This is a genomic window from Ideonella sp. (assembly GCF_035254525.1).
In the GTDB taxonomy this organism is placed as follows: Bacteria; Pseudomonadota; Gammaproteobacteria; order Burkholderiales; family Burkholderiaceae_C; genus Ideonella.
In genome coordinates this window covers 74718-86847 of sequence record NZ_DATFAN010000116.1, presented here as the reverse complement: position 1 = coordinate 86847, position 12130 = coordinate 74718, and the positions used below count along the sequence as shown (strand labels likewise).

Sequence of the window (12130 nt, the reverse complement as noted above, 5' to 3'; positions counted from 1 at the left end):
CAGGCGGTGGACCAGGTCTTGCGCGTACATGCGCTTGGTGGGGCCGAGCGCATCGGTGTTCCACTCGGCGCCGTCGCGGTCGGCCACCGAGACGAAGGTCGGCTCGCCGCCCATCGTGAGGCGCACGTCGCCGGCCTGCAGTGCGGCATCGACCTGGTCGCCCAGCGCCAGCACGCCGGCCCACTGGTCATCGGTGTAGGGCTTGGTGACGCGGGGCGATTCCCAGATGCGGCTCACCGACATCTCGTGGCCGAACTGCACTTCGCACTCGTCCACCGCGCCGCTGACCGGCGCCGCGCTTGAGGGCTGCGGCGTGGCGGCCAGCGGAATGTGGCCCTCGCCGGCCAGCAGGCCCGAGGTGGGATCGAAGCCGATCCAGCCGGCGCCGGGCAGGTAGACCTCGCACCAGGCGTGCAAATCAGTGAAATCGACCTCGGTGCCGCTCGGGCCATCGAGCGCTTTCACATCCGGCGCGAGCTGGATCAGGTAGCCCGAGACGAAGCGCGCGGCCAGGCCCAGGTGGCGCAGCGTCTGCACCAGCAGCCAGCCGGTGTCGCGGCAGGAGCCGCTGGCATGGGTGAGCGTTTCCTCCGGCGTCTGCACACCGGGCTCCATGCGGATCAGGTAGCTGATCTCGTTCTGCAGCCGCTGGTTCAGCCCGACGAGGAAATCCATCGTGCGCGTCTCGTCGCGCGGGATGCTCTCGAGAAATCGGCGGAACACCGGCGTGGCCGAGGTCGACAGCTCGGTGGCCAGGTAGGGCGCGAGCTCGCGCGCCAGCGCCGGCTCGTAGGTGAAGGGGAAGGTCTCGGCGCTGGGCTCGAGAAAGAAGTCGAACGGGTTGTAGACCGACATCTCGGCCACCAGATCGACGGTGACCTTGAACTCGGTGGTCTTCTCGGGAAAGACCAGGCGCGCCAGGTAATTGGCGAACGGATCCTGCTGCCAGTTGATGAAGTGCTCTGCCGGCTCGATCTTCAGCGAGTACGACAGGATGTTGGTGCGGCAGTGCGGCGCGGGCCTCAGGCGCACGACCTGCGGCGACAGGCCGACGAGGCGGTCGTACTTGTAATGGGTAACGTGCTTCAGCGCGACATGGATCGACACAGGGAATCCTTGCTCGTTGGGCGATTCAGTGGGCCGTGACCAGGAAGTCGCGGCTGATGCCCAGGCCCAGGTCGCCGACGCGGTCGAGGAACTGGGTGAGGTAGGCGTGCAGCCCGGTGGCGAGGATCTCGTCGATGCGGCCGTACTCGAGGTCCGCCATCAGCCGGCCCGCACGGCGCTGGGTTTCGGCCGATTGCTCGTTGGCGACCAGCTTCAGGTTCGTCACCACTTCGTGCATGCAGGCCGCGAGCGAGCGCGGCATGTCGTGGCGAAGGATCAGCAGCTCGGCCACCTTCTCCGGCGTGATCACGTTGCGGTAGACCTTGCGGTAGACCTCGAAGCCCGAGACCGAGCGCAGGATGGCCGACCAGTGATAGAAGTCGTACTCGCTGTCGCGCTCGCTGGCGGCCCCGTAGAAATCGCTCTGCACGGCGTGGAACTTCACGTCGAGCAGGCGCGCGGTGTTGTCGGCCCGCTCGAGGAAGGAGCCGATGCGGATGAAGTGGAAGGCTTCGTCCTGCAGCATCGTGCCCACGGTGACGCCACGGCTCAGGTGCGAGCGGAACTTGACCCACTCGAACACGGCCGCCGGGTCGCGCGTGAGGTCGCCATCGGCCACCATGCGGTTGAACTCGAGCCAGGTCTGGTTGGTGGTTTCCCAGACCTCGGTGGTCAGCGTGCCGCGCACGGCGCGGGCGTTCTCGCGCGCAGCGCGCAGGCAGCTGAGGATGGACGAGGGGTTGCGCTCGTCCTTCACCATGAAGCTCATCACCTGGCGCGGGTTGATCGCGCCGTAGCGGCTGGTGTAGTCGTGCGTCAGCTCGCTGATGCTGAGCAGGCCGGCCCAGCCCTGCTCGGCCACGGCGGCCGATTGCGGCAGCAGCGCGGTCTGGTAGTTCACGTCGAGCATGCGGGCGGTGTTTTCGGCCCGCTCCATGTAACGGGCCATCCAAAACAGATGGTCGGCGGTGCGTGAAAGCATGTTCTTGTCTCCCTGCGACGTCAGTCTTCGAGCACCCAGGTGTCCTTCGTCCCGCCGCCTTGGCTGCTGTTGACGACGAGGGACCCTTCCTTCAGCGCCACGCGGGTCAGGCCGCCCGGCACCATCTGCACCTCGGTACCCGAGAGCACGAAGGGCCGCAGGTCGATGTGGCGCGGCGCGATGCCCGATTCGACGAAGGTCGGGCAGGTCGACAGGCTCAGCGTGGGCTGGGCGATGTAGTTGCCGGGGTGGGCGATGAGGACCTCGCGGAACTTCGCGATCTCGTCCTTCGTGGCCGCGGGGCCGACGAGCATGCCGTAGCCGCCGGCACCATGCACCTCTTTCACGACCAGGTCGGCCAGGTGATCCAGCGTGTACTGCAGGTCGCCCTTGTCGCGGCACTGGTAGGTCGGCACGTTGTTCAGGATCGGCTTCTCGCCGAGGTAGAACTCGATCATCTTCGGCACGTAGGGGTAGATCGACTTGTCGTCGGCGATGCCGGTGCCGATGGCATTGCTGAGCGTGACGTTGCCGGCCTTGTAGGCCTCGACCAGCCCGGCGCAGCCCAGCGTGGAGTTGGGCCGGAAGACCTTGGGGTCGAGGAAGTCGTCGTCGATGCGGCGGTAGATCACGTCCACCCGCTTCGGGCCTTGCGTGGTGCGCATGAAGACGAAGTTGTCCCTCACGAACAGGTCCTGCCCCTCGACCAGCTCCACGCCCATCTGCTGCGCGAGAAACGCATGCTCGAAGTAGGCCGAGTTGTACATGCCGGGCGTGAGCACGACGACCGTCGGCTCGTTGACGCCCGAGGGCGCCACGCTGCGCAGCGTCTCCAGCAGCAGGTCGGGGTAGTGGGCGACGGGCGCGACGCGGTGCTCGCTGAACAGCTCGGGGAACAGCCGCATCATCATCTTGCGGTCTTCGAGCATGTAGCTCACGCCGCTGGGCACGCGCAGGTTGTCTTCGAGCACGTAGTAGCTGCCGGAGCCATCGGGGTTCGCGGCGCGCACGATGTCGATGCCCGAGATGTGCGAGTAGACGTCGTGCGGCACGTTCACGCCCATCATCTCGGGGCGGAACTGCGCGTTGTGCTTGATCTGGTCTTCGGGCACCAGGCCGGCCTTGAGGATCTCCTGGCCGTGGTAGATGTCGTGGATGAAGCGGTTCAGCGCCGTCACCCGCTGGCGCAGGCCTTTTTCCATCTCGCGCCACTCGTGCGCGGGGATCACGCGGGGGATCAGGTCGAAGGGGATCAGCCGCTCGGTGCCCTCGCCGTCGTCCTTGTCGCCGTAGACGGCGAAGGTGATGCCCACGCGGCGGAAGATGACCTCGGCCTCTTCGCGCCGGCTCTTCATGATGTCGCGCGGCTGCTGGGCCAGCCAGCTGTCGTAGATCTTGTAGTGCTCTCGCACGGCCTTGCCGGCGGCGTACATCTCGTCGAAGCTGGGTCTGGTCATTCAAGCTCTCCTGGGTCAGGGACTAGCAACAACCGCACCACCCGCGGGCGGCGACAGGCTGCCCAGCCAGTGCCAGTATCGCTGCTGCACGGCACGGGTGCACCATGCACCGGCGTCGCTCCAGCCCCATGCACCACAGTGGTCGGTTCGGGCGACGGGGATGCCCGCGGCGGCGTAGCGCGCCAGCACCGACGGGTGCGGGTGGCCGAAGCGGCTGCGGTAGCCGACCTGGATCACCGCCTGGCTCGGCTGCACGGCGGCGAGGAAGGCGGCGGTCGACGAGGTCTGGCTGCCGTGGTGGGGCACGACGAGGATGTCGGTCTTCAGCGCCGGGCCGAGCTGCTCGGCCAGGGCCTGCTCGCCCGGCGCCTCGATGTCGCCGGTGAGCAGTGCGCTGCGGCCTTGGGCGTCCTGCACCCGCACGACGCAGCTCATCGCGTTCGGCTTGGTGCCCGGCCGCCAGGCATCGGCCGGCGGGTGCAGCACGTCGAAGCGAACACCGTCCCACTGCCACGACTGGCCGGCCGCGCAGTCGACGTGCGTCACCGGCTCGCCGGCCGGGCCGGTGGCTTCGCGCAGCGGGTGGCCGGGCTCCAGGCCGGTCCGTAGCTCGCCCACCGGCAAGGCGGCCAGCACCGCGGCGGCGCCACCGACGTGGTCGGTGTCGCGGTGGCTCAGCACCAGCGAATCGATGCGGTGCTCGCCGCGGGCGCGCAGCAGCGGCAGCAGCACGCGCTGGCCGGCATCGTTGTCCTGCCCGTAGCGCGGGCCGGTGTCGTGCAGCAGCAGGTGGTTCGCGGTACGCACGAGGATCGCACTGCCCTGCCCCACGTCGGCGGCCAGCAGCTCGAAGTGGCCGGGCGCCGGGCGCTCGATGGCGGGCCAGAGCAAGGGCAGCAGCAACGGCAGGCCGGCCAGGCGGGCGCGCCAGGGCAGCGGCAGCACCAGCAAGGCCCCGCCGACGAGGCCCAGCGCGCCGGCCCAGGCCGGGGCGGCCGGCACGGTCCACACCGCCAGCGGCGCCTGGGCGAACAGGGCCAGCACCCACAGCAGCGGCTGCAGGGCCCACGCCGCCAGCGCCCACAGCGGCGGCACCAGCAGCCCGGCCAGAGCCAGCGGCGTGACCACCAGCGTGACCCACGGCACCGCCAGCAGGTTCGCCACGAAGCCGACGAGTGAAATCTGCTCGAACAGCAGCAGCGTCAGCGGCGCCAGCGCGAGCGTGGCCACCACCTGCTGACGCAGCGCTGCCTTCAGCGTGGCGCGCAGGCGATCGCGCCAGCCGACGGGCGGCTCATCGCCCTCGGGCTCGGGCGGGTGGCTGGCGATCAGCAGCGCCACCGCGACGAACGACAGCCAGAACCCGGGCTGCAGCAGCGCCCACGGGTCCAGCGCCGCCACCGCCGCGCCGGCGGCCAGGCACACCAGCAAGGGCGGCCAGCGCAGGCCGAGCTGCAGCAGGCCCACGGTCAGCGCGAGCATCCACACCGTTCGCTGCGCCGGCACGCCCCAGCCGGCGACCAGCGCGTAGCCGGCCGCCAGCAGCACGCCACCCCAACGCGCCGCGAACGGCGTCGGCCAGGCGTGCATCAGCCGCGGGCTGGCGCGCCACAGCCGGGCGATCAGGCGCGACGCGAGCCACGCGAACAGCGTGATGTGCAGGCCGCTGATGCTCATCAGGTGGGCGACCCCGGTCTGGCGGAAGAGCGCCCAGCCGGGCGCATCGATCGCCGACTGGTCGCCCACCGTCAGCGCGGCCAGCACGCCGGCCACGAGCGGGTCCGTGCCTTGCAGCAGCGCGGCGTCGCGCCAGCGCTGGCGCGCGGCGTCGAGCTGTTCGTCGGGCCGCCACCAGCGCGGGCCCTCGAGGCGCTTCGGGTCGGTTGGTGCCGCCGCACGCACGCTGCCCACGGCACCGATGCCTTGTTCGAACAGCCACAGCTCGGCGTCGAAGCCCTCGGGGTTCATCGCGCCGTGCGGGCGCTTCAGGCGCAAGGGCAGTTGCCAGCGCTCGCCCGCCAGCGCGCGCTCGGGCGGGCCGGCGAAGCCCCCCTCGCCGAGCCCGGCGCGCGGCCACGCGAGCCACAGGCGTGGCGGCAGCGTGACCGGCTCGCCAGCAGCCGAGCGGGCCGCGTCGGGCACGAAGAGGAAATGCACGCCTTCGGCATCGACCTGCGGCAGCCGCGCGATGCGGCCCGTCACGAGGAGGTCGCGGCCTTCGAGCGCAGGTGGCAGGGTCTCGGCCACGCGCCATGCGCCGCGCGCGCCGGCCAATGCAAAGGCCAGCGTCGCGCTGCCCGCCAGCGCGAGCGCGAGCAGCGCCACGCCCGCATTGCGGCGCAGCGCCCACCATGTTGCTGCCGCCACGGCGGCCATGCCGGCCGCGCCCAGGGCGATGTAGACACCCGGCGGCCAGACCTCGGCCTGTTGTAGCTGCAGCGCTGTTCCGGCGAGCCAGGCCATGGCCAGCGCCGCGATCGCTCCTCCCTGCATGCCCCAGTGTAGGATGCCCGCCGCACCGTCTTTCACCGGAGAAAACCATGTCTGTTGCCGCTCGCCTGCAGGCGCTCGGTATCGAGCTGCCGCCCGTGGCCATCCCCGCCGCGGCCTATGTGCCTTTCGTGCAGACCGGCAAGCTCGTCTTCCTGTCGGGCCACATCGCGAAGAAAGATGGCAAGCCCTGGGTCGGCCAACTGGGCCTGACGATGGCGACCGAAGAGGGCAAGGCCGCCGCCCGCGCGATCGCGATCGACCTGATGGGCACGCTGAAGGCCGCCTGCGGCGACCTCGAGCGCGTGGCCCGCATCGTCAAGGTCATGAGCCTGGTCAACTCGACCCCCACCTTCACCGAGCAGCACCTGGTCACCAACGGCTGCTCGGAGCTGCTGGGCGAGGTGTTCGGCCCGCAGGCCGGCGCGCATGCGCGCAGCGCGTTCGGCGTCGCCCAGATCCCGCTGGGCGCCTGCGTCGAGATCGAGTTGATCGCCGAGTTGAAGGACTGAACGCACATGCCCGGTCCGCTTCGCCGCCCCGCCGCCCTGCTGGCGCTGATCGTGCTGGTGTCGGTCGCCGCGGTGGCGGTGGCCCTCGTGTCGCAATACCAGTACGACATGCAGCCCTGCCCGTGGTGCACGCTGCAGCGGCTGATCTTCCTGGTCGTCGGCGGCTTCGCGCTGCTGGGGCTCCTGATCCCCTCCAACGGCGTGCGCCGGGTCATGGCCGCCGGCGGCCTGATGTTCTCGATCGCCGGCATCGCCGCCGCGCTGTGGCAGCACTTCGTGGCCGCCAGCAGCGACAGCTGCAACCTGACGCTGGCCGATCGCATCATGAAGACGCTGGGCCTGTTCGACCTCGCTCCGTCCGTCTTCGCGCCGATGGCCTCGTGTGCCGAGGCCTCCGTGAAGTTGCTCGGCATTCCGTACGCGTTCTGGAGCCTGACGCTGTTCGTGGTGTGCGCCATCGGCTGCGTGCAGGTGATGCGCACGGCCCGAATCTGACCCAAGCCTGATTCGGGTCAAGACGGCATGACCGGGTGGTGGAGACACTGCCCGTTGTGAACACGCCCCAAGACACCTCGATCGCCGATGTGCTGATCGTCGGCGCCGGCCCCGCCGGGCTCGCCTTCGCCATCGCGCTGGCCCAGGCCGGCATCGCCAGCAGCGTTCTCGAGCAGGCGCCGCTGGCCAGCCTGGTGGATCCACCCGAAGACGGCCGTGACATCGCGCTGACGCACCGCGCACGGCGCATCCTCGAGGGCCTGGGCCTGTGGCAGGCCCTGCCGGCCGACGAGATCGCCCCGCTGCGCTGTGCGCAGGTCAGCGATGGCGCCTCGCCCTGGGTGCTGCCCTTCGACGCCCAGAGCGACGGTCACGAGGCGCTCGGCTGGCTGGTGCCCAACCACCGCATTCGCGCGGCTTGCCACGCGCTGGCGAGCGCGCTGCCGCAGGTGCGGCTGCAAGGCGACGCGCGGGCGGTGGCATTCGGGCGCGACGCGGACAGCGCCTGGGTCGACACCGTCGGCCCCGAGGGCGCGGCCACCACGCGCCACCGCGCGCGCCTCGTCGTGGCCGCCGACAGCCGCTTCTCGGCCGTGCGCCGGCTGGCCGGCATCGGCGCGCGCATGCTCGATTTCGGCCGCACCGCGATCGTCTGCCGCATGGGCCACGAGCAGGACCATGCCGGCGTCGCCCACGAATGCTTCCGCTATGGCAACACGCTGGCGATGCTGCCGATGGCGGGCCGGCAATCGTCTGCCGTGCTGACCGTGCGCAGCAACGAAGCGCCCGGCTGGCTCGCGCTGACCGACGACGAATTCGCCCAACGCCTGGCCGAGCAATTCGGCCACCGCCTGGGCACCATGCACACCAACGGCCAACGCCACGCCTACCCGCTGGTCGCCACCTATGCCCACCGCTTCGCCGACCCCCGCTTCGCGCTGGTGGGCGACGCCGCGGTCGGCATGCACCCGGTCACCGCCCACGGCTACAACTTCGGCCTGTACGGGATCGAGCGCCTGGCTGCCACCCTGAAGGCGGCGCGCCAGGCGGGCCGTGACCTCGGTGACGCCGGCCTGCTGCAGCGCTGGGCCGACGAGCACCGGCGCACCACGCTGCCGATCTACCTCGGCACCAACGCGATCGTGCGCCTGTTCACCGACGATCGCGCCCCGGCCCGCGCCGCCCGCACGGCGGTGCTGCGCCTGGCCAGCGGCATCGCGCCGCTCAAGAGCGCGATCACGCGCCAGCTCACCGGGCGGCCCGCGGCCGCCCGCTGACCTGGCGGTCAGCCCATGCGCGGCTCACCGTAGTCGTTCACGGTGATCATCGCGCCTCGCCGCGGCGGCATGCTGGTCTGCATGTGGTGCTCGGCGCCGCGGAAGTAGTAGACGACATCCCAGAACTGCGGCCGGTCGTCGTCGCGCCAGCTGCTGCAGCGCTGCACGCGCCGCACGCTGTAGTCGGGCCGCCCGTCGTCGGCATTGGCGCCGATCGCCGCGCCGGCGACGGCCCCGCCGACGGTGGCCAGGTCGCGCCCGCTGCCGGCGCCGATCTGGTGGCCGAGCACGCCGCCGATCAGCGCCCCGACGACCGCGCCACCGACGTTGGGCTGGTCATCGTCGTGCACGATGCGCTCCTTCTCGATCCAGCAGCGCTGTTCGGGCGGGCCGATGACGGCGCGCACATCGGCCACCGGCACTTCGTACAACCGCTCGCCGGAGCGGCGGCGGTAGTAGTCCGGCCCGCCGATCACCACTGGCGGCGGTGCGAAGCGTTCGGGCTCGATGCGCACCGACCACGAGATCGGGCGCACGGAGCTGACCTGGTTGTTCAAGCCCATCGCCGCCAGCGAGGGGTAGCTGCCCGGGCGCAGGATCACGCAGCGGCCCTGGAAGCCCGCGTATTCGCAAACCTCGTAGCGCTGGCGATCGACGACGACCGAGGAGGCCCGGTCGTTCAAGCCGTAGCGATCGAGGTTGACGATGGTTTCGTAGGTCGTGAATGCCCGGCCGCTGAAACCTTCGCGTTGGTAGAACGTGATCTCGGCGCTCGCCTGGGCTGCCATGAGGGTGGCCGCCGCGGCGGCCGCTGCCTTGATGGTGGTATGCATCGCCTTCTCCGTTTGTCTGGAAGAGTGTTGACGCATGGCCAGACATCCCTCCAGAAATGGAGCCTGGCATGCTGGCTCCATCGTGCAAAGCGGGGGTGCGGCTGGATACCGGACGCGGGCGCGCAGCCCTGTAGCTCCCGTCCTACAGGGCCCTCGGTGCCGAAGCGAGGAGACTTACGGGAACGCGGGCATCGTGAGGTCGATGCCCTTGCGGTCGGCTTCGGGGTGGCGCTTTTCGAGCAGCTGCTGGATTTCCTCGACGCGCGAATGCGGCACGTCGACCATCAGCAGGACCTTGCCGGCCTCGAGTTCGCCCTCGAAGGGCTTGAGCGCCACGCTGGGTGTCGACACGCCGATCAGCGTCGATGCCCAGGCGCCGAGCAGCAGGCCACCCAGCGTGCACAGGATGAGCGTGCCGACGCTGAAGTCGTAGCCGCCCAGCGAGGTCATCTTCAGGATGACGCCGACCGCGGCCCCCCCCACGACGCCGATGCCGGCGCCGAGGAAGAAGGCGTGTCGCACGTCGGTCTTCTGCAGGAAGTTGGCCTCGTGCAGGTCTTCGAGCGGCAGGTCGCGCCGGCCCAGGAAATGCATGTGCCGGTCCTCGATGCGGGCCAGCAACAGATCATTGGCAGTCTGGCGCGCGCTGGTCACGTCAGGCAACACCACATACAGGCGTCTACGCATACGGCCTCCTCATCCGCGCGGACGGAAACTATGGCGCGGTGAGAACGAGATTTACGCCTGAAGCCACCCGGTGTCAATCAGACGGCGCGCCGGCCCCCAACAACGGAACACTGCGATATGCCCACTGCCAACAGGGTCTGCATGAGCCCGCCCGATGCCGAATTGCCGCTGGCCGGAACCCGCGTCGTCGAGTTCACCCACATGGTCATGGGCCCGAGCTGCGGCCTGATCCTGGCCGACCTCGGCGCCGAGGTCATCAAGGTCGAACCGCTGGCGGGCGACAACACCCGCCATCTGCTCGGCTCCGGCGCCGGTTTCTTCCCGCTGTTCAATCGCAACAAGCGCAGCCTTGCGGTCGACGTGAAGGATGCACGCGGCCGCGAGATCGTGCTGAAGCTCGTCGCCCACGCCGATGTCTTCAGCGAGAACTTCAAGGGCGGCACGATGGAGCGGCTGGGCTTCGGCCCCACGGCGCTGGCCGCACTGAACCCACGCCTGGTCTACGTTTCGCACAAGGGCTTCCTGCCCGGCCCCTACGAACACCGCACCGCGCTCGACGAGGTGGTGCAGATGATGGGCGGCCTGGCCTACATGACCGGGCCGGAAGGCCGGCCGCTGCGCGCCGGGGCCAGCGTCAACGACATCATGGGTGGCATGTTCGGCGCGATCGGCGCACTGGCCGCGCTGGCCGCACGCGCCAGGACCGGCCGTGGCCAGGAAGTGAACAGCGCACTGTTCGAGAACAACGTGTTCCTCGTCGCCCAGCACATGATGCAGTTCGCGGTCACCGGCCAGCCCGCGGCACCGATGCCCAGCCGCATCTCGGCCTGGGGCCTGTACGACGTCTTCGCCGTGCAAGGCGGCGAGCAGATCTTCCTCGCCGCGGTCAGCGACACCCAGTGGGCATCGTTGTGCCGCGAGTTCGGCTTCGACGACCTCGCGGCGGACGCCCGGCTGGCGAGCAACAACCACCGCGTCCGCGCGCGCGACTGGCTGCTGCCGCTGTTGCGCGAGCGTTTCGCGGCCTTCGGCGCGGTCGAACTGGCCGAGCGCTTCGAGCGCAACGGCCTGCCCTACGCGCCGATCACCCGGCCGCAGGATCTGTTCGACGACCCGCACCTGAAGGCCACCGGCGGCCTGGCCGCGATGACCATTCCGGCCGATGCCAGCGGCGCCGGCCGGCCCATCGAGACGCACACCGCCCTGCTGCCGCTGACGCTCGGCGGCGAGCGCCTGCCGCTGCGCACGCCGCCGCCGGCCTTGGGCCAGCACACGGTGGCCGTGCTGCGCGAGCTCGGCTACCTCGACGGAGAAATTGACGAACTGCAAGCCGCCGGCGTGGTCGGGCTGCCCCGGGCAGAGCCGGGCGTGGCATCATCGCCCGCATGAACCACGGCTTTGGCATGGAGGCTCACGGGAGCCACCCGACGGGCGAACACCGCAAGCCCGCGCGCTACCTGCTGTTGATCGACGCCGGCGGATCGACCGTCGCCCGCCTGTTCACCGACACCTTCGTGCCCGTCGGCGAGTTCGACGCCGGCTCCGAAGAGGTCGCGGTGATGACCCAGCACCTGAAGCCCGCCGCCGGCGCCGACGCCCCCGCCTGGGACAACGCCCTCGAAGGCCACAGCCCCGCCGAGCGCGCCGCGGCCGTGGTCTACACGCTCGACGTCTGACACGCCGCTGATGCCATCCCCTGTTCCGGGGAGGACGGCCATGAGCCTGCGCGTTATCCTGCGCCCGTCCCGCGAGGGAACCAGGGAGGAGAACGCAATGACCCATTCGCCCCGTGCCGCCGGCACGATGCTGGCGTGCCTGCTGTTGCCGGCGCTGGCCAGCGCGCAGCAGCTCTACCGCTGCGGCAACACCTTCAGCCAGACGCCTTGTGCAAGCGATGCCGCCGCCGTCCGTTTGCCGCCCCCGGGTGGCGGACAGGCGGCCACGGCCGGCAGCGGCGGCGGGCAGGCCTGCGGCTCCGCCGCCATGAGTGCGCTGAGCCGCAGCGACGGCTCGACCCTGCGCGTCGATGCCATCGAAGGCGGCACGTCGGAGGTGATCCAGTATGCGCAGCAACCGATGATCAGCCGCAAGTACCAGGTCAGGGTCACCTCGATTGCACCGACCGGCGTCTCGCTCGGGGAGCGCTCGATGACATGCTTCCTCAGCGAAGACGGCCAGCGCGTGCTGAAGCTGACGCCCTAGGAACAGCGCGCATCGCAGCGCCAATGCGGCTCCGGCCGGTGTGGCGAATGTCCATATAAATTGTGTGCAATTAAATTTTGCACGATAC

General features: G+C 70.1%; 12 protein-coding genes. 6 read left to right on the top strand and 6 right to left on the bottom strand.

The window, feature by feature from the left end:
- The 4 genes from VJ693_RS11605 to VJ693_RS11590 form a co-directional block, all read right to left on the bottom strand.
- Positions 1-1107: transglutaminase family protein (locus VJ693_RS11605; protein ID WP_324154264.1), on the bottom strand; the 1107-nt coding region annotated here is incomplete at its 3' end.
- 25 nt (positions 1108-1132) lie between these two features.
- A complete protein-coding gene (locus tag VJ693_RS11600; RefSeq protein ID WP_324154262.1) occupies positions 1133-2089 on the bottom strand; it encodes an alpha-E domain-containing protein in 957 nt (318 codons plus the stop codon).
- 20 nt (positions 2090-2109) lie between these two features.
- Positions 2110-3546: a circularly permuted type 2 ATP-grasp protein gene (locus VJ693_RS11595; protein WP_324154260.1), complete on the bottom strand. Its 1437-nt coding sequence runs from the start codon at positions 3544-3546 to the stop codon at positions 2110-2112.
- A gap of 15 nt (positions 3547-3561) precedes the next feature.
- Positions 3562-6009, bottom strand: coding sequence for a DNA internalization-related competence protein ComEC/Rec2 (locus VJ693_RS11590; RefSeq protein WP_324154259.1), 2448 nt, complete (start codon positions 6007-6009; stop codon positions 3562-3564).
- Positions 6010-6086: 77 nt separating this feature from the next.
- Here VJ693_RS11590 and VJ693_RS11585 point away from each other — a divergent pair, with 77 nt between their 5' ends.
- The 3 genes from VJ693_RS11585 to ubiM are packed head-to-tail and all read left to right on the top strand — an operon-like array spanning position 6087 to position 8320.
- Complete coding sequence (locus VJ693_RS11585) at positions 6087-6548, top strand: RidA family protein (protein WP_324154257.1); 462 nt, start codon at positions 6087-6089, stop codon at positions 6546-6548.
- Between the two features lie 6 nt (positions 6549-6554).
- Positions 6555-7043: a disulfide bond formation protein B gene (locus VJ693_RS11580; RefSeq protein WP_324154255.1), complete on the top strand. Its 489-nt coding sequence runs from the start codon at positions 6555-6557 to the stop codon at positions 7041-7043.
- A gap of 56 nt (positions 7044-7099) precedes the next feature.
- Complete coding sequence (gene ubiM, locus VJ693_RS11575) at positions 7100-8320, top strand: 5-demethoxyubiquinol-8 5-hydroxylase UbiM (protein WP_324154253.1); 1221 nt, start codon at positions 7100-7102, stop codon at positions 8318-8320.
- Positions 8321-8328: 8 nt separating this feature from the next.
- Here ubiM and VJ693_RS11570 read toward each other — a convergent pair whose 3' ends face one another.
- Positions 8329-9153 (bottom strand): beta/gamma crystallin-related protein, encoded by an 825-nt coding sequence (locus tag VJ693_RS11570; RefSeq protein ID WP_324154251.1) that lies wholly within the window; start codon positions 9151-9153, stop codon positions 8329-8331.
- Between the two features lie 174 nt (positions 9154-9327).
- Positions 9328-9840, bottom strand: a complete 513-nt coding sequence (locus VJ693_RS11565) for a DUF1269 domain-containing protein (RefSeq protein WP_324154250.1) — start codon at positions 9838-9840, stop codon at positions 9328-9330.
- A gap of 141 nt (positions 9841-9981) precedes the next feature.
- Between VJ693_RS11565 and VJ693_RS11560 the strand changes: the two genes are divergently transcribed.
- The 3 genes from VJ693_RS11560 (at position 9982) to VJ693_RS11550 (ending at position 12042) form a co-directional block, all read left to right on the top strand.
- Positions 9982-11229, top strand: coding sequence for a CaiB/BaiF CoA-transferase family protein (locus VJ693_RS11560; protein WP_324154270.1), 1248 nt, complete (start codon positions 9982-9984; stop codon positions 11227-11229).
- On the top strand, positions 11226-11516 hold the full coding sequence (locus VJ693_RS11555; RefSeq protein ID WP_324154248.1) for a hypothetical protein: 291 nt from the start codon (positions 11226-11228) through the stop codon (positions 11514-11516). The genes VJ693_RS11560 and VJ693_RS11555 overlap by 4 nt, the downstream gene beginning before the upstream one ends.
- Positions 11517-11613: 97 nt before the next feature.
- Positions 11614-12042, top strand: coding sequence for a hypothetical protein (locus VJ693_RS11550; RefSeq protein ID WP_324154246.1), 429 nt, complete (start codon positions 11614-11616; stop codon positions 12040-12042).
- The last annotated feature ends 88 nt before the right edge of the window (positions 12043-12130 follow it).